Consider the following 20,309-nt stretch of genomic DNA (forward strand, 5'->3'; position numbering starts at 1 on the left):
CTCCATGCCCGCGATCGAGTGTCACACCACGCTGAAGCACACCGACTTCATCATGCGGAACCACCGGGTGCACGACGTCTCCGTGATGCCCGGGGTGACGTTCCTCGATCTGGTGTTCCGTACGCTGATGGCGACCGGGCGCGACCCCGGCGAGATCGTCCTGCGCGAGGTGCTGTTCACCGAGGCGATCGTCACCAAGCCGGAGGCCGACCGCGAGATCCGCGTCACCGTCGAGGGCGAGGACGTGCGGGCGGAGAGCCGCTGGAGCAGGGACGGGACGCCGCTGTCCGGCTGGCGGCGGAACCTCACCGGCAAGGTGGGCACGCCGAGCGGCCCCGAGCCCGGCCCGATCGACCTGGACGCCCTCCGCCGGGGCGCCCGGCGGCAGGGCGACATGGAGGACCTGTACGCCCGTGCCAGGGCCGAGGACATCAGCCACGGCGACCCGATGAAATGCGCGGGACGGCTGCACCACGGCGACGGCTACCTGCTCGCCGAGCTGCGGCAGGACTCGCCCGCCCCCGGCCACGAGGGCTTCCACCTGCACCCCGCCCGCCTGGACGCGGCCACGCTCGCCGGGCTCGGCCAGACCCAGGCGTCCGGGCAGGAGCCGTTCATCCCGGTCTACATCGCCGAGTTCCGCGCGCCCCGGCGGCTCGGCGCCGCCTTCCACGTGTACGCGCCACGGCCGGAGAGCATCGCGCCGTCCGGCGACGTGATCACCAACGACTTCGGCCTCTACGACGAGCGGGGACACTTCGTCGCCGGGTTCGGCGGGCTGTCGTGCAAGCGCATCAGGTCCCCGCGGCTGATCGAGCGGCTGCTCGGCGACCCCGGACGGCCGCAGCCGCCCGCCACCGGCCGCAACGGCACCGGCGACCTGGTCGGACGCCTGCGCGAGCTCGTCGCCGGGCCGCTCGGCCGCCCGCCCGGCGAGGTGCCCACCGGCACCGGCTTCTACGACCTCGGCCTGGACTCGGTCACCCTCGTGGACATCAGTGAGCGGCTGGAGAAGATCGTCGGGCGGCGGCTCTACCCGACGCTGCTCTTCGAGTACGGCGACATCGACAGCCTCGCCGCCCATCTCTCCGCCACCTACGACGTCCCCCCGGAACCGCCGGAGCAGGGCGGGACGCTGTGCTTCCGCGACGTGTGGGTGCCGCTGCCGCAGGACGGTGACGACCCCGGCGAGTACCGCGAGATCACCCCCGGCGCCCGGTACGACGGTTCCCGGCACCTCCTGATCCGGGCCACGCCAGGAGAGCCCGCCGACCCGTGCCTGGCCGTCTGGGAGACCGCGAAGGCCGTCCTCGCCGCGAAACCGGAGCGTCCGGTCACCCTCACGTACGCGCACACCGGCGACGACCCCGCCCACGAGGCCGTCGCCGCGCTGGCCAGGACGATCACCGCCGAGACCCCGCTGATCCGCTGCCGCAGCATCCGCCTGGACACCGCCGCCTCCGAAGCCGATGCGTTGCGGGACGCCTCCGCCGAGCCCGAGATCCGCTACGAGCGGGGCGAACGCCTGGTGCGCCGCTGGCTCCCGGCCGAGCCGTCCGAGGGCGTCGGGACCGTCCCGGTCAGGACGGGCGGCGTGTACGTCATCGCCGGCGGGACGGGCGGGATCGGCCGCCTCCTCGCCGAGCACCTGGAACGCCGCCACCGGGCCAGGGCCGTCCCCGTCAGCAGGAACGCGGAGATCTCCGCCGACCTCACCGACCCGGACCAGGTCGAGCGGGCCCTCGCCACGGTCCGGGAGCGCCACGGCCGCATCGACGGCGTCTTCCACTGCGCGGGCGTCAACCGCGACGGGCTCTACCCCGGTAAGCGGGCCGCCGATATCGAGGCCGTGGTGGCGGCCAAGGCCCTCAGCGTCCGCCACCTGGACGCCGCCACCGAGGACGACGACCTGGACTGCTTCGTGGTGTTCTCGTCGGTGTCGGCGTCCCTGGCCAACCCGGGGCAGGCCGACTACGCGTTCGCCAACGCGTACCTGGAGGAGTTCGCGCGCCGGCGGGCGGCGCGGGGGGACCGGCCGGGCCGGACCCTGGCGGTCGCGTGGCCGTACTGGGCCGAGGGCGGGATGCGGGTCGGACCGGAGACGGTCGAGCACTCCCGGACGGCCACCGGGATGGTCCCGCTGCCCACCGAGGTCGCCCTCGACGTGCTCGACCGCGCCCTGAGCGGGACCGGGGACGTCCTGACCGTGCTGCACGGCGACCCCGGCCGCATCCGGGACCTGCTGCCGGTCGCCCCGCCACAACCCGCGCCCCGCACCTCGGCTTCCGTGGCGGGCGCCGAGGAACGGGAAGCGCGCCGCGACGAACCGCGCACGCGCCGCGACCAGCCCGAGGCACGCCAGGACCAGCCGGGGGCGCGCGTCGAGGAGCCCATCGCGGTCGTCGGGCTGGCCGGGCGCTACCCCCAGGCCCCCGACCTGCGCGCCTTCTGGCGCAACCTGGCCGAAGGACGCGACTGCATCGAGGAGATCCCGGACGGCCGCTGGAACCACGACGAGATCTACGACCCCGAGAAGGGCGCTCGCGGGAGGACGTACGGCAAATGGGGCGGATTCCTCGACGGCGTCGACCGCTTCGACCCCGCCTTCTTCGGCATCTCCCGCCGCGACGCCGAACGCATGGACCCGCAGGAACGGCTGTTCCTCCAGACCTGCTGGCACGCCCTGGAGGACGCCGGCCACCCGCCGGAGTCGCTGTCGGAGCAGAGCGTCGGCGTGTTCGCGGGCGTCATGTGGAACCACTACCAGCTCGTCGAGGGCGGGGAGGGCGGCGTCGCCCCCACGGCCATGCACGCCTCCATCGCCAACCGCGTCTCCTACACCTTCGACCTCCACGGCCCGAGCATCGCGCTGGACACCGCCTGCTCCTCCTCGCTGACCGCCGTGCACCTGGCCGTCGAGAGCCTGCGGCGCGGCGAGTGCGACCTCGCGCTGGCCGGCGGCGTGAACGCGACCGTCCACCCGCAGAAGTACCTGCAACTCGCCCAGGGACACTGGCTGTCGGAGGACGGCCGGTGCCGCGCCTTCGGCGCCGGCGGCAGCGGGTACGTCCCCGGCGAGGGCGTCGGGGCCGTCCTGCTCAGGCCGCTCTCGCGGGCCAGGGCGGACGGCGACCACGTCTACGGCGTCATCGCCGCCACCGCCGTCAACCACACCGGCAGGACCAGCGGCGCCACGGTCCCGAGCCCGCGCTCGCAGGCCGCGCTCATCGGCACGGCGATCCGCAGGTCCGGCTGGGACCCGGCGAGCATCGGCTACATCGAGGCGCACGGCACCGGCACCTCGCTCGGCGACCCGATCGAGGTCGAGGGCATGCGCCAGGCCCTACCGGAGGACGCGGACTGCGCGATCGGCTCGGTCAAGTCCAACATCGGGCACCTGGAGGGCGCCGCCGGGATCGCCGGGCTCACCAAGGTGCTGCTCCAGCTCCGGCACGGGCGGCTGGTGCCGTCCCTGCACGCGGAGGAGCTGAACCCGAAGATCGACTTCGACGCCACGCCCTTCCACGTGCAGCGCGCGCTCGAACCCTGGACCCGCGCCGGCGGCACGCCCCGGCGGGCCGGGGTCAGCGCGTTCGGCGCGGGCGGCACGAACGCGCACGTCCTGGTCGAGGAGGCACCTGAGCCCGTGCCCGCGCCGGGCGCGCACGGGCCCTGCCTGTTCGTGCTCTCCGCCCGTACGCCGGAGGCGCTGCGCGACTACGCCCGCGCCTGGGCCGGGTTCCTGGCGGAGCCCGACTCCCCGGGGTTCCCGCCGGAGACCGACTCCCTGGGGGTCCTGGCGGGGTCCGGCTCCCCGGGATTCCCGCCGGAGGCCCGTTCCCGGGGCGGTGCGGAACGGGTGGCCGCGCTGCTCGGCATCCCCGCCGACCAGCTCGACCCCGCCGACTCGCTGGGCGACCTCGGGCTCGACCCGGCCGCGCTGATCCAGCTCGGTCAGGGCCTCTCACTGCACGACACCGTCGCCGACCTGGCCGACACCGTCCCCGACCCGGCCGACACCGTCCCCGACCCGGCCGACACCGTCCCCGACCCGGCCGGACCCGGCGTGGGCCTGGCCGACCTCGCCTACACCTCGCAGGTCGGGCGGACCGGCATGGCGGAGCGGCTGGCGCTCGTCGTGGACGACGTGGCCGCGCTCCGGGCGGGGCTGGAGGCGTACGCGCGGGGTGCGAACCCCGGCCCAGGGGCCTTCACCGGCTCCGGCGGCGGCGACGACGGCGAGGGCGACGGGACGCCGTCGGAGGACGACTGCGTCCGGCTGTTCCGGGCCGGACGGCTGGAGGAGGTGGCGGCGGCCTGGGCCCGGGGAGCCGAGGTGCCGTGGCGCGCGTGCCACGACGGCGGGCGGCTGGTGCCGGCGCCGGTCTACCCGTTCCAGGAGGAGAGCTGCTGGCTCGGCCGCTGGCAGCGCGCCGTTGAACCGCCCGTGGAGACGCCGGACGAGGGGGACGTCGAGCTCGTGCCGGACGGTGAAGGGGTGCGGTTCGAGGTGCTGCCCGAAGGGGTGGCGCTGGTGGTGATGGGGTCCGGGGCGTCCATGTTCACCCGGGAGCTCATCGACGATCTCCAGGCCGCGTTCGCCGAGATCGCCGGGCGCGAGGACGTCAAGGCGGTCGTGCTCACCGGCAGCGGCAACGTCTTCAGCATGGGCGCCACCCCCGAGGCGCTGCGGACGCTCGCGGGCGGCGAGGGACGCTTCACGGACGTGCCCTTCCTTTACGAGGGGCTGCTGCGGTGCGACCGGCCGGTCATCGCCGCCGTCCAGGGGCACGCGTCGGGCGGCGGGCTGGCCTTCGGGCTGTTCGCCGACCTCGTCATCATGGCGGCCGAAGGGGTCTACAGCGCCAACTTCATGAAGTTCGGCTTCACGCCGGGGATGGGCGCGACTTACATCCTCGAAGAGCGGCTCGGCCGGTCGGCGGCGCACGAGATGCTCTACACCGGCCGTTCCGTCACGGGCGAGGAGCTGGCCCGGCGGGGGGCGGGGGTGACCGTCCTGCCGCAGGGGGCCGTGCTGAAGGCGGCGCTCAGGCACGCCCGCTCGATCGCCGCGCTGCCGCTGCCCGCCCTGCGGGCGCTCAAGTCCGAGCTGGCCGGACGGGTGCTCGACCGGCTGCCCGGCGTCATCGCGGGTGAGTCGGGGATGCACGAGCGTGTGCTGGGGAAGGAGTCGCTGGCCCGGGTCGACGACTACTTCGCCAAGGTGGACACGTTCAGAGGCGCCCCCTCCGAGACGGTCCCACCGGAGGGCGCATCGGCCGAACCGGCTGCTCGTGAGGGCGGGTCCGCCGAACCGGCGGCTCCCGAGGGCGGGTCCCGGGGTGGGCGATCCGCGCCCGGCCGTCAGGAGGCCCGTCCCGCAGTGGCCGGGCCCGAGCCGGCGGAGGTACGGCGGGTCATCGAGGGCACCCTCATGAGCCACCTCTACCTCCAGGCCCACGAGGTGGACGATGCGCTGAGCTTCAGCGAGATGGGACTGGACTCGATCGGGGCCGTGGAGATCGTCCGGGACCTGAACCGCGGTTTCGGGCTCGACCTGGACTCCGTCGCCGTCTACGACCATCCGACCGTCCCCGCGCTGGTGGAGGCCGTCCGGGACGCCGTGGCCGCCGACGGCCTCACCGTGCCTCCGCCGCGTCCCGCCCCCGAACAGGAACCCCCGGAGGAGCGCCCGCTCGTACCCGAGCAACCCGCCCCCTCCGAGCGGGCCGAGACGCCGGACCGGGCGGGACGGGTCCGCCTGCCCTCGCTCGACGGCGACCGCGCCGCGCCGGAACCTGCGGCCGAGGAGCCCCCTGCGCGCACCGGCACGGTCACCTTGGAGGCGGTGCGGCCCGCCGAGGAACCCCCCGCCCGTGAGGAGGACATAGCCGTCATCGGCATGGCCGGACGCTACCCCGACGCGCCGGACCTCCAGGCGTTCTGGCGGAACCTGGCCGACGGCCGGTGCAGCATCCGCGAGGTGCCGCCCGAGCGGTTCGACGTCTCGCGGGTGTACGACACCGACCGCATGGCGCCGGGCCGGACGTACAGCAAATGGGCCGCCATGCTGACCGACGTCGACGCCTTCGACGCGGGCTTCTTCAACATCTCGCCGCTGGAGGCCGAGACGATGGACCCGCAGCAGCGGCTGTTCCTCCAGGAGGCGTGGCACGCCCTGGAGGACGCCGGCTACGCGGGCCGGTCCGGACGCAGGCCGTGGGGCTGCTTCGTCGGCTGCGGCGCCGGCGACTACGCGAGCCTGCTCGCGGCGGCCGGGCGCGACGACACCGGGCACGCCTTCCTCGGCAACGCCTCGTCGGTGCTGCCGGCGCGGATCGCGTACCTGCTGGACTTCGGCGGGCCGACCATGGCCGTGGACACCGCGTGCTCGTCCTCGCTGGTGGCCGTGCACCTGGCCTGCGAGAGCATCCGGCGCGGCGAGTGCGAGGCGGCGATCGCGGGTGGGGTGGCGGTGATGAACACCCCCAGGATGCACATCTGGTGCAGCAAGGCCGGGATGCTCTCGCCCACCGGGACCTGCGCGCCCTTCGACGAGTCGGCCGACGGGATCGTGCTGGGCGAGGGCGTCGGCGTGGTGGTGCTGAAGCGCCTGGACCGGGCGCTGGCGGACGGCGACCACGTCCACGGCGTCATCCGGGCCGGCGGCGTCAACGGCGACGGCGCGAGCAACGGCATCACCGCGCCCAGCGCCTCCTCCCAGGCCGAGCTGCTCGCCGAGGTGCACCGGCGGGCCGGGATCGGGCCCGGCGAGGTCGACTACGTCGAGACGCACGGCACCGGGACGGAACTGGGCGATCCGATCGAGGTCAAGGCGCTGGCGAAGGTGTTCGGCATGGACCGCGAGCGCCCGTGCCGCATCGGGTCGCTCAAGGCGAACGTGGGCCACACCACCATGGCGGCCGGGATCGGCGGGCTGCTCAAGACGCTGCTGGCGTTGCGGCACCGGCAGTTGCCGCCGTCGCCGGGGTTCACCCGGGCCAACCCGAAGATCGACTTCGCGGACGGCGCGCTCGAAGTGGTCACGGAGCTGTCGCCCTGGACGGCCGGCGGCTCGCGGAAACGGGTGGCGGCCGTGAGCAGCTTCGGCTTCAGCGGGACGAACTGCCACGTCGTGGTCGCCGAGGCGCCCTCCCGCGAACCGCGTACCGGCGGGCGCGAGGACGTCGTCGTGCCCCTGTCGGCCTCGGACGAGCAGACCTTGGCGCGGCTGCGCACCGGCCTGGCCGCCCACCTCGACGCCCACCCTGACCTGGACGTCCGCGACGTCGCCCGTACGCTCGCCGTCGGCCGGCCGCACCTGGCGGGGGCCCGGTGCGCGTACGTGGCCGGGGACCTCGCGGACCTGCGCGGCCAGCTGCGCGACGGCCCCCGCCCGGCACGCGGTGAGGCGGGACGCCTCGCCGAGCGGTACACCGGCGGCGGCGACCTCCCCTGGGACGACCTGACCGCGGGCGGACGGCGGGTGCCGCTGCCGGGACACCCGTTCGCGCACGACCAGCGCCACTGGATCGGCCGCGACGGCCGCGACGGCCACCCCGCCCGGCCCGCTCAGGACGCGTGGATCCGTCCTGACGACCGGCTGGTCGCCGACCACCGGATCGGCGGCACCCCCGTGCTGCCCGGCGTGGCCTTCCTGACGATCGCCGCCGAGCGCGCCGGGCTGTCCGGTCCGGTGCGGTTCGAGCGGGTACGGTGGCTGCGCCCGTTCGAGGTGCGCGAGGCCCGTCCCCTGGACGTGGTCGTGCACGACGACGGCGGCGTCGAGCTGGACGGCCACGCCCGCGGCACCCTGCGACCCGGCGACGGCGCACTCCGGACCGGCGACAGCGAGCTCCGGACCGGCGACAGCGAGCTCCGGACCGGTGAGGGCGCACTCCGGCGGCTGGACGTCGCGGCGATCGAGGCGCGTTGCGCGGGCAGTCGTCCGGCCGACGACCTCTACCGCGCCTTCGACCGCGCCGGGCTGCACTACGGGCCCGGGTTCCGGGTGCTGCGCGAGGTCCGCGTCGGCGACGGCGAGGCGCTCGGCGTCCTGCGCGACGGCGCGCGCTGGGAGGCGCTCCTGGACGGCGCCCTCCAGACCGTCGCGGCGCTGCGTCCCGAGGACGGCGAGCCCGCGATGCCGTTCAGCGTGGAGTCGGCCGAGCTGGACGGTCCCGTCACCGGTCCCTCCTACGCCCACGTGACCGACGAGGGCCGGGACGGGTACACGGTCCGCCTCGCCGACGCCGCAGGGCAGGTCAGGGCCGAGTTCCGCGGGGTCGTCCTGCGGACCCGGCCGGCCCGTCCGACGGTGGCGGGCATGACCTTCGCCCCGGTCTGGCACAGGACGCGACCCGCCGTCGCCTCGCAGGACGGTGGGGGACGGGCGCTCGTCCTGCACACCCCGGCCGCCGAGCCGCTGGCCCGCGCCCTGCTGGACGCGCACGAGGACGGCCGCCTGGCGCCGCTGGCCGCCCCGCCGGAGGGACGGTACGACACGGTGTACGTCCTCGCCGTGACCGGCCAGGACGGCCCGCCGGCCGACGACCCCACCACCCACGACGTGTTCCGCCTGGTCAAGCGGCTCTCCGAGCAGGGCCGGAGCGGGTGGACGCCCACGGTCAAGGTGGTCGTCGCCGGAGCCGTGCGCGTCGGGGACGAGGAGATCGTCCCGCACGCGGCCGGCGTGATCGGCCTGACCAGGGCGGTGGCCGCCGAGCACCCGCACTGGACCGTCGTCACCATCGACGTCGGCGCCGCGCCGCCGCCTCCCGCCGACCTCGCCCGCCTGCTACGCGCCGAGAGCTGCGCCGACGAACTGGTCGCCCTCCGCGACGGCCACCGCCACATCCGCACCCTGGAACCCCTGGCCCTGCCCCTGGAGGGCGGCGGACCGTACCGGGACGGCGGGGCGTACCTCATCGTGGGCGGGACCGGCGGGCTCGGGCGCACCCTGAGCAGGCATCTGGCCGCCACCGTGGGGGCACGGCTGGCGCTGGTCGGGCGGCGGGAGATCACCCCGGAGATCCGTGAGCAGCTCGCCGAGATCGAGTCGCTCGGCGGGCGGGCCGTGTACCTGCGGGCCGACGTGGCCGACCGGGCCGCGTTCGGCAGGGCCGTCGAGGCGGCCCGGCAGCGGTTCGGCGAGATCCACGGCGCCTTCCACGCCGCTCTGGTGCTGCGCGACATGACGCTCGCCAACATGGACGACGACGCCTTCACCCAGGTGCTCGCGCCCAAGGTCGCCGGTGCGGCCGTCTTCGCGGAGGCGCTGGCGGGCCTGCCACTCGACTTCCTGGCCTACTTCTCGTCGGCGGCCTCGTTCGTCGAGGTGGGCGGGCAGGCGAACTACGCGGCGGCGGGCACGTTCGAGGACGCCTACGCGCTGAGCCTGCGCGACCGGCCCGTGAGCGTGATCAACTGGGGGTACTGGGGCAGCGTCGGCGCGGTCTCCGGGGGCGGCTACGACGGCCGGTTCGCCGAGCTGGGCATCGGCTCGATCGAGCCCGAGGAGGGCATGGCGGTGCTGGCGTCCGTCCTGAGGGCGGGCGCGCGGCAGGCCCTCGTCGTCAAGGCGGACCCGAAGGGCCTGGCCCACATCGGCATCCACATCCCGGACATCCCCCCTGAGTCCGGGCGGACCGGCGGGCGAGGGGAGCTGGAGCGGGCGCGGGTGGCGTTCGGCGAGCTGGACGAGCTGGCCCGCGGCCTGCTGCGCCGCTCGGCCGACCGGGTCAGGGCCGTCGGGAACGTGCGCGAGGACCGCCGGCGGCTGCACGCCGCCGTGCTCGACCTGCTGGACGGGCCCGCGCGGGAGCCGTCGCCGGAGGAGGTGCTGGCCCGGTTCCCCGACCTGGAGCCGCACGTCAAGCTGCTGACCGCCTGCGTCGAGGCGCTGCCCGGCGTGCTGGCGGGCGAGCGCGACCCCATGGAGGTGCTGTTCCCCGGCGGCTCGATGAGCCTGGTCGAGCAGGTCTACAAGGGACAGGCGGTCTCGGACCACTTCAACCGCCTGCTCGCCGAGGAGGTCGCCCGCGGCGGCCCCCGCCGCGTCCTGGAGATCGGGGCCGGTACGGGGGCCGGCACCGGTTTCGTCCTGGACGCCCTCGAAGGCCGGGACGTCGAGTACACCTACACCGACATCTCGGCCGGATTCCTGCGCCACGGCGAGCGCGAGTTCGCCGGACGCCGCCCGGACCTCGTCCTCGCCCTCCTCGACGTGGAACGCGACCCGTCCGAGCAGGGCTTCGAGACCGGGGCCTACGACGTCGTGCTGGCCACGAACGTCCTGCACGCCACCGCCGACGTCGGCCGGACGCTGCGCAACGCCGCCGCGCTGCTGCGTCCCGGCGGCCGGCTGCTGGTCAACGAGGTGACCAGGGCGGCCGACTTCCTGACCCTCACGTTCGGGCTGACCCCGGGATGGTGGCGCTTCACGGACGAGGAACTGCGCCTGCCGCACAGCCCGCTGCTCGGCGCGGTCCAGTGGCAGCGGGCGTTCAGGGCCGCCGGCCTCACCCCCGCCCGCACCCTGGGCATCCCCGGCACGCCCGTCGAGGAGCTCGACCAGTGCGTCCTGGTGGGCGAGACGGCCTCCGCCGGCGGCGCGCGCGACTACGTCAAGCGGGTGTTCGCCGAGGTGCTCAAGTACGGCACGACCGACCTGGACGAGCGCGCCACGTTCGAGACCTTCGGCATCGACTCGCTGGTGAGCCAGAACGTCATCCACCGGTTCGAGCAGGACCTCGGCCCGCTGCCGTCCACGCTCCTGTTCGAGAACCTGACGATCGAGGAGCTGGCCGCGTACCTGCAGAGCGAGCACGGCGGGCGCCTGCGCGCGGCCCTGGGACAGGAGCCCGTCCGGGAGGAGCCCGCGCGGGCCGCGCCGCGGCGCGAGCCCGTCTCGCGGGCCCTCGACATCGCCGTGGTCGCGGTGACCGGCCGCTACCCGGCTTCCCCCGATCTGGACGCCTTCTGGAGCAACCTCGCGAAGGGCGCGAACTGCATCACCGAGGCGGACCGCTTCGACCTGGACGCCCTGTACGACCCCAAACGCGGACGCAAGCAGCGCACCTACAGCAAGTGGGGAGGCTTCATCGAGGGCGTGGAGCAGTTCGACGCGCCGTTCTTCGGCATCCTGCCGCGCGACGCCGAGATCACCGACCCGCAGGAACGCCTGTTCCTGGAGACCGCCTGGACCCTGCTCGAAGACGCCGGCTACCTGAGCGAGCACACCAGGCAGCCGAGCACCGGCGTCTTCGTCGGCACCATGTACGGCTCCTACGGGCGCATGGCGGCGGCCGAGGGCTGGCCGGACGGCCGGTACGCGGGGGCGCACTCGGCGTACTGGTCGATCGCCAACCGGGTGTCGTACTTCTTCGACCTGCGCGGGCCGAGCCTCGCCGTCGACTCGGCCTGCTCGTCGTCGCTGACCGCGGTCCAGCTCGCCTGCGAGAGCCTGCGGCGCGGCGAGTGCGCGCAGGCCGTCGCGGGCGGCGTGAACCTGATCCTGCACCCCGCCCACTTCGTCGCGCTCTGCTCCCTGAACATGCTCGCCGCCGACGGCGCCTGCAAGGTGTTCGACGAGGCGGCGGACGGGTTCGTCCCGGGGGAGGGCGTCGGGGCGGTGCTGCTCAAACCCCTGGCCGACGCCGAGGCGGACGGCGACCGGATCTACGGCGTCATCAAGGGCGCCTTCGCCAACGCCGGGGGCAAGACCGCCGGATACACCGTGCCCAACCCGGGCGCCCAGGCCGACCTGGTCTCCGAGGCGGTCCGGCGGGCGGGACTGGACCCCCGGACCATCTCCTACGTCGAGGCCCACGGCACCGGCACCGCGCTCGGCGACCCCATCGAGATCGCCAGCCTGACCCGCGCCTTCGCCCTACAAGGTGCCGTGGACGGGGACCGCGTGGACCGGATGGTCGGCTCCGTCAAGGCCAACATCGGGCATCTGGAGGGGGCGGCGGGCATCGCGGGGCTGACCAAGGTGCTGCTGCAGTTCCAGCACGGCCAGGTGGCTCCCTGCGCGAACCTGGAGACGCCCAACTCGAAGATCGACTTCGCCGCGTCCCCCTTCCGGCCGCCGGACCGGCTGACCGACTGGCAGCGGCCCTTCCTGGACGGCGAGACGTTCCCGCGCCGGGCGGGGGTCAGTTCGTTCGGCGCCGGTGGGGCCAATGTGCACGTCGTCCTGGAGGAGTACGTGCCCACCGCCGGGACGCCGCCGGAGCCGGCCGACGAGGGGGAGCAGGTGATCCTGCTCTCGGCGCGTACCCGCGACCAGCTGCGTGCCATGGCGGGCGGGGTCGCGGACGTCGCGGCGAGCGGGCGGGCGGGGCTGGCGGAGCTCGCCTACACCACCCAGGTGGGCCGCGCCGAGCTGCCCGAACGGCTCGCCGTCCGGGCAGCCACTCTGGACGAGCTCGCCGCCCGGCTGCGTTCGTTCGCGGGCGACTGCGAGGCTGAGGGCGTCCTCGTGGGGACGGCGGATCCCGGCGCCGGCCAGGCTCCGCCGGAGGACGGCGCGGAGGGGCTCGGGGCCGGATGGGTCGCCGGCGTGCGGGTGGACTGGGCCGCCAACTGGCCCACCCCCCACCCGCGTCGCGTGACCCTCCCGCCCTACCCCTTCGACCGCCGCCCCTACTGGCTCCCCACCACCGCCACCACCCCCACCACCCACCCCACGGACCAGACCAGCGGTGACCCCACGAACCAGATCAGCGGCGACGCCGCCGGCAAGCCCACCGACCAACCCGGCACCACGCCCCGACCCCCCGCCCTCCAACCGACGCCCGCCGACGCCGCCGCCGCCCCTCAGGCGGGCTCCGAGCTCGCCACCGAGCCGGCCTCCGGTCAGGGACCGCGGAACGAGGCGGTGGGGCGGGAGGCCGCGGACGGCCGTTGCACCTACCTGCGGCCCCGCTGGACGCCCGCCGCACTCCCCGAAGGCCCCCGGGAACCGGAAGCCCTCCTGGTGATCACCGACGACGACCAGCTCGCCGGAGCGCTCGGCGGCACCCGGCTCCGCCCCGGCGACGCCTTCCCGGCGGACGATCCCTCCGAGCAGGCCGCCCGGCAGCTCGGCGGCCTCGACCGGACCCCGGACGCGATCGTGATCGCCCCCTCGGACCCGTTCCCCGGGACCGCCGCCTTCGACGTCCTGCTGCGCACGGCCACCGCCGTCCTGCGCGACGGGGGCCCGCTCAGGGTTGTGGTGTCCGCCGCGACCGGCGAGCCGCACCACACCGCCCTGGCCGCCGCCCTGAGGACGCTGGCTCTGGAGCACACCGGATTCAGCGGCGTGTGCGTCACCGGCGCCACCCCGGCGCAGGTCGCGGCCGAACTGCGCGCGCCCGCCGCCGGAAGCGCTCCCGAGCAGCGGGTCTCCGAGGTCGCCTACCGTGACGGCGTCCGCCTGCTGAAGGGCATGGAACCGTACGAGCCGCCTGCGCCGGGCCTGGACGTCCGGCCGGACGGCACGTACCTGATCACCGGCGGCGCCGGGGCCATCGGGCTGGCGTTCGCCCGCTTCCTCGCCGGGCGCGGGGCGGCGAGGCTGATCCTGACCGGACGGTCCGACCCCGGCGACGACATCGCGCGCCGGATCGCCGGGCTGCCCGCCGTCTACGTGCGCGCCGACGTGTGCTCGGCCGCCGACCTGTGTGACCTGCGCGACCGGTACGGCCCCTTCCACGGCGTCATCCACGCCGCCGGGATCCACCGGGACGCGCGGGCCGTGGGCAAACGTCCCGAGGACACGCGGGCCGTGCTGGGGCCCAAGGTCCTGGGCACCGTCCTGCTGGACGAGGCCCTGCGCGGGCAGCCGCTGGACTTCCTGGCGCTGTTCTCCTCGGTGGCGGCCGAGACCGGCAACATCGGGCAGATCGACTACGCCTACGCCAACGCCTTCCTCAACCACTTCGCCGAGCGGCGCGAGCGGCTCGGGCACGGCAGGACGCTCGCCGTCGGCTGGCCGCTGTGGGAGGAGGGCGGCATGAAGGTGGACGACGCCACCCGCCGGCTGTTCGAACGCCGCTGGGGCAGCGTCCCGATGAGCACCGCCGCCGGTCTGACCGCCTTCGCCAGGGGGCTGGCCGGAGCCGAGACGAGCTTCGCCGTGGTCGAAGGCCCCTCCGCGCCCGCCCCCGAACGGTCCCAGCCGCCCGCGACCCCCGAATCCGAGGTTATGGAGATGAGTGAGCCCATGTCCGCGCCGGAGACGACCGGGCCCGGCGACGATCTGATCGAGGCGGTCCGGGGGGAGCTGCGTCGCGCGGCGGCCGGATTCCTGCTGGTGGGCGAGGAGCACGTGGATCTCGACGCCGAGCTGATGGACATGGGGTTCGACTCGATCTCCATGGCCGAGCTGGTGGATCAGGTGAACGAACGGTACAAGCTGGACCTGCTGCCGACCGTGCTCTTCGAGGCGACCGACCTGGCCACGTTCTGCGATCACCTGCTCGCCGAGCACCCGGCCGAGCTCGCCGCCGTCCACACCCCGACCAGCCCCTCCGCGAAACCAGCCGGAGAACCTCTCGCCGCCCCCGCCGGGCGGCGGGAGGACGCCGAGCCGGGCCCGGCGCCGGAGACCGTGAACTCGCCCCCACGGCCCGGCGCCGGGACCTCCCCGACCACGACAGCCGGCACCGCGACGAGCAATCCGGCGACGACCGGCACGGCGACGAGCGCCCCGGCAACGGGCGGGGTCGCGATCGTCGGCATGGCGGGCGTGTTCCCCGGCTCCACCGACCTGGACGACTTCTGGCGTCACCTGGCCGAGGGCCACGACCTCACCCGCCCGGTCCCCGACGACCGGCGTGAGCTGCGCGAGAACCCCGAGACGGCGAACGTCCGCGCCGGCTTCCTCGACGACGTGCGCTCCTTCGACGCCGCGCTGTTCGGCATCTCGCCCAAGGAGGCGGCGATGATGGACCCGCAGCAGCGGCTGTTCCTGCAGACCGTCTGGCGGGCCGTCGAGGACGCCGGCCACCGCCCCTCCGACCTGGCCGGCACCAGGACGGGCCTGTTCGCGGGCGTGTCCGCGTGCGACTACGACGACCTGCTGCGCGAGCACGGCGTGCCGGTCGAGGCCCACACGGCCAGCGGCGTCGCCGACTGCATCCTGGCCAACCGCGTCTCCCACCTGCTGGACCTGCGCGGCCCGAGCGAGGCGGTCGACACCGCCTGCTCCAGCTCGCTCGTCGCCCTGCACCACGCGGTACGCGCCATCGAGGACGGCGAATGCGAGGCGGCCATCGCCGGCGGCGTCAACCTGACGCTGAGCCCGGGGCTCTACATCGCGTTCGCCAAGTCCGGCATGATCAGCGAGGACGGCGTCTGCAAGACGTTCGACGAGCGCGCCGACGGCTACGGCCGGGGCGAGGGTTGTGGCGCCGTACTGCTCAAGCCACTGCGGACGGCGCTGGAGGACGGCGACCAGATCCTCGCCGTGATCAGGGGCAGCGCGGTCAACCACGGGGGCCGGGCCAGCTCGCTCACCGCGCCCAACCCGGAGGCGCAGGCGCGCGTGCTGGTCGACGCCTACCGCAAGGCGGACGTCGACCCCGCCCGCGTCACCTACATCGAGGCGCACGGCACCGGCACCAGGCTCGGCGACCCGATCGAGATCGAGGGCATGAAGAAGGCGTTCGCCCGGCTGTACGCCGACCGGGGGCGGCCCGTGCCGGACGTCCCGCACGTCGCCCTCGCCACCGTGAAGACCAACATCGGTCACCTGGAGGCGGCGGCCGGCATCGCGGGGCTGCTCAAGGTGCTGCTCTGCATGCGCCACGGCGCCCTGCCGCCGACGATCCACTACGAGCGCCCCAACCCGTACGTCCGGCTGGAGGGGAGCCCGTTCACCGTCAACACGCGGCTCACGCCGTGGGACGGGGCCGACCGGGTGGCCGGGGTGAGCTCGTTCGGCTTCGGCGGCACGAACGCGCACGTGGTGCTGGAGGCGTACCGGCAGCAGATCCCGGCGGGGACGGCGGGGGAGCCGCGGCTGCTGGTCCTGTCGGCGGCCCGCCGCGAAGCCCTGGAGGAGTACGCGCAGGACGTCGCCCGGTACATCCGGGAACATCCGGAGATCGACCTCGACCGCATCGCCTGGACCCTGCAGAACGGACGCCGCCACCTGGCCGAACGGCTCGCCGTGGTGGTCAGGGACCGCGAGCAGGCGGTCCGGGCGCTGAGCGGCGAGCCGGCGGGCGCGCACAGGGGCACCGCCCGCAAGGACGCCCCGGCGCCGTGGGGGACCGGGCTGGAGGACCTCGCCGAGGCGTGGGTCTCCGGCAGCGAGGTGGACTGGCAGGGGTTGTGGCAGGGCCCGCGCCCGGTGCGGGTCTCGCTGCCCGGCCCGCCCTTCGCCCGCGTCGAGCACTGGTTCACCGCTCCCGAGCCGTCCCGGGCCGCCGCCCCGGCCGCCGTGTCGTCCGCCGTCCCGTCCGCAGCCCCTTCGGACAGCGGGGTCGTGCGGCGGACCAGCGAGGGAAAGGTGCGCCTGCGCGCCGCCAAGGGCGGCCGGACGCCGGACGCGTCCGCCCCCGCCGGGCGGGCGGAGGCCGCACGGCCGGACGAGACGCCGGTCGCGCCCGCCGGAAGCGCCGGTGGGCCCGCCGGGGTGGAGGAGATGCTGCGCGAACGGCTCTCCACGATCCTGGACGCCGACCCCGCCGGCGTGGACGTGGACACCCCCTTCGAGGAGCTGGGACTCGACTCCATCTTCCGGATGGAACTGGTCAAGGCGATCAACGCCGCCTTCTCCCTCGACCTCCAGGCAGCCGAGCTGTACGAGTACGACACGGTGGACCGGCTCGCCCGCGCCGTGGAATCAGCCATCACCGAATCCACCACCCCCACCCCCACCCCGAAGCCCGAACCCACGCGACCCAAGACTCCCGAACCCGCACGACCCGAGGCCCCCCACACCGCGCGGGGGAAGGCGGCCGATCTGGAGGACCGGCTCGCGGAGCTGGTCGGCGTGATCACCGAGCGCCCCCTCGACACCAGCCGCAGCTTCACCGACAACGGCCTCACCTCCTTCGAGATGCTGCGCGTGGTGAACGTCCTGGAGAAGCAGGTCGGCGCGCTGCGCAAGACCCTCCTGTTCGACCACCCCACGCTCGCCGACCTGGCCGCCCACCTGCGCGACGAGCGCGGCGTCGAGTCCGTACGCCTCCCGGAGGAGCCGGACGGACGACCCGCCACGCACGAGACGCGGGCACGCGACGGCGAGCCGGCCGTGCTGCTGAAGCGGGACCTGCACCGGCACCCGGACCTGCGCGACCTGGTGGCCGGCATCGACCGCCGCCATGCCAAGGAGGGCGGCCTGGCCGGACGCGACATCGCCCCCCTGGCCTTCGTCGGCTCGGCCAGGAAGGGTTACCTGCACGTCTCCGAGAACGCCGGAAACCTGCTGGCCTGGAGCTACGCCGGTTCCGAGGAGTACTTCCACGAGCTGGTCGAGGAGTACACCGCCTACGCGAAGGCGCGCGGCCTGCGGCCCAACTTCCTGTCCCTCCTCCCGGTGCGGGAGGTGGGCGGGGAGCCGTACAGCGCGACGCCGTTCGGGGCCGTGCAGCGGCTGGAGGACCTGGGCTCCTTCACGCTGAAGGGCGGGCGGATGGAACGCCTGCGCTACATGGTGCGGCGCTTCTGCAAGGCGGGCGAGTGCCGGACGGCCGAGTACCGCTCGGGCGAGGACCCCGCGATGGACCGCAGGCTGGCCGGGCTGGTGGACGAGTGGGCCGGCCGCAAGCAGATGGTCAACCCGTACGTGTCGGTCGTCCGGCGGGAGATCGAGGAGGGCCGCCTGGACCGCAGGCACCGCGTCTTCGTCACCTACCTGGACGACGAGGTGGCCAACGCCGTCGTCATCACGAAGATCCCGTCGGAGAACGGCTACCTGCTGGACGTCGAGTTCTACCCCAAGGGCATGCCGCTCGGCGGGCTGGAGTTCGCGATCGTGCGGATCATCGAGCAGCTCGTGGACGAGGGATGCACGATGTTCAGCTTCGGCGCGAGCTTCGGCGTGGAGACGGAGGAGTCGGCCAACGCCGCCCCGGACGTGCGCCAGGCGCTGGACGAGCTGCGCTCGGCGGGGATCTTCGGCGAGGGGAACTTCCAGTTCAAGAACAAGTTCCGGCCGGTGAACGTCCCCATCTACCTGTGCCAGCCGGAAGGGGAGGACCGCACGCCGGTGTCGGAGATCATTCTCATGATCGCCGACCCCGACCTGCGCCCCGCCACCGGCGCCGACCCCACCCCCGACGACCAGACCGACCCCGACCCCACCGACGAAAGCCCCCCCGACGAGAAGCCCGCCGACACCAAGCCCGCCCGGGACGAGCTTCTGGCCCGGTACGGCGGCGAGCCGGCCCGTGTCCCCGCCCACCACGTCTCCACCGACCTGATCACCGACTCCTGGGCCGAGCTGGACGCCCCCTGGATCGCCGAGCGGCTGCGGCGGCTGACGGAACGGTCGGCCGCCCGCCCGGACACGGAGATCAAGGGCCTGCCGTTCCCCTTCGTCGTCCCGACGGGCTCCGGCCGGGCGGCCGAGGCGCTGTTGTGCCGGTCGCGGCCGGGCAGGCCGGGACGGGTGCTGCACAACGGCCTGTTCCCGACATGGTTCCTGAACCTGGGCGACAACGGCTTCAAGCCGGTCGAGCTCCCCGGCGGCCCGGAGGTGGACGTCGAGGCGCTGCGGGCGGAGCTGGCCGGGGAGGAGCCGGTGTCGTTCGTCTGCGTGGAGGTGGGCAACAACGCGGCCGGCGGCGCGCCGACGTCCCTGGCGAACCTGCGCGCGGTCAAGGAGGCCGCGGCGCGGTACGGCGTCCCGCTGGTGGTGGACGGCGCCCGCGTGGTGGACAACGCCGTGGCGGTCGCGGACGGCAGGGACGTGTGGGAGGTCGTCCGCGAGATCCTCGCACTGGCCGACAGCGCCACGATCAGCCTGTCCAAGGACTTCGGGGTGCCGTTCGGCGGCCTGCTCGCCACCCGCGACGACGCGCTGCGCGAGCGGGTCGCCGAGCGGCTGGAGACCTGGGGCAGGGACGTCGGCCTGGCCAACCGCAGGATCATCGCGGCCGCCCTGGAGGACCGCGAGACGGTGGCCGAGCAGGTGCGCGCCCGCGGGGACGCGGTGGCGGCGCTCCGGCAGGGCCTGTCGGAGGCGGGCGTTCCGCTGGAGGGCCCGCCCGGCGGTCACTGCGTGCTGCTCAAGGACGCCGACCACGTGCGGATCTTCCGGAAGACGGGGATCAGGGGCGCGCCGCACTTCGGCCGCGAGGGCGTGGTGCGGCTGGCGGTGCCGGTCGGCCTGAGCGTCGAGGAGGCCAAGGACGCCGCCGCCCGCCTGGCCACCCTTCTCACCCCCGACACCCCAACCGCCCGCCCCACCCGGCGAAGGAGCCCCGACACCCCCTCCGCCCGGCCCGCCCGGCGCACGACCCCCGACACCCCCACCCCCCGGCCCGCCCGAGGAGGGGCCCGCGACAACCCCAACCTGGCGATCCTGCGCGAGCACAACCCCGACGTCGAGCACGAGATCGTCACCACCCGGGACGGCGACGTCGAGCTGTTCGCCGCAGGCTCCGGACCGCCGCTGCTGCTCATGCACCCGTTCAACATCGGCGCCGGCGTCTACGCCCGCCAGTTCGAAGGGCTGGCGCACCGCTACCGGGTGACGAGCGTGCACCATCCGGGCGTCGGCGCGACCACCGCCGCCGCGGACCTGTCGCTCGGCGGCCTGGCCCGGCTCTGCCACGACGTGGCGGGCGGCCCGGCGCACGTGGCCGGGGCGTCGTTCGGCGGGCTGGTCGCCCTGACGTACGCGCTCGACCACCCGGACGACACCGAGTCGCTGATCCTGATCGGCAGCTCCTGCCGCATCGGCAACCGGGTCGGCGACATCGACAAGCTGGAGGTGGTGGCCACCCAGGACTTCGACCGGGTCGTCGAGGGCAGCGGATCCAAGCGGCTGCGCAAGCGGCGCGACGGCCTGATGCGGCTGCTGCTGCGCGCGGAGAGCATGGCCCCGCAGGTGGGCCTGCGCTACCTGGACGTGTTCGCCGAACGCCCGGACCTGGGCGACCGGCTGGCGGAGATCCGGGCGCGCACGCTGATCGTCCAGGGCCGGTACGACACCGTCATCCCGGCCAAGACCGCGCACCTGCTGCACGCCCTGATCCCCGACTCCCGGTACGAGGAGATCCCCGACGCGGGTCACTTCCCGCAGCTCACCAGCCCCGACCACGTCAACCGGCTGATCTGCGAGTTCCATGATGAACAGAATTGAC

Annotated in this window: 1 protein-coding gene; it reads left to right on the forward strand. The window is 74.6% G+C overall.

Features of this window, described 5'->3' with window-relative positions; all coding sequences use genetic code 11:
* Positions 1 to 4 precede the first annotated feature (4 nt).
* Positions 5 to 20,308, forward strand: coding sequence for an SDR family NAD(P)-dependent oxidoreductase (locus ACIHAD_RS32005; protein WP_397358410.1), 20,304 nt, complete (start codon positions 5 to 7; stop codon positions 20,306 to 20,308).
* Position 20,309 lies beyond the last annotated feature (1 nt).

Source organism: Nonomuraea sp. NPDC052265 (assembly GCF_044547985.1).
GTDB lineage: Bacteria > Actinomycetota > Actinomycetes > Streptosporangiales > Streptosporangiaceae > Nonomuraea.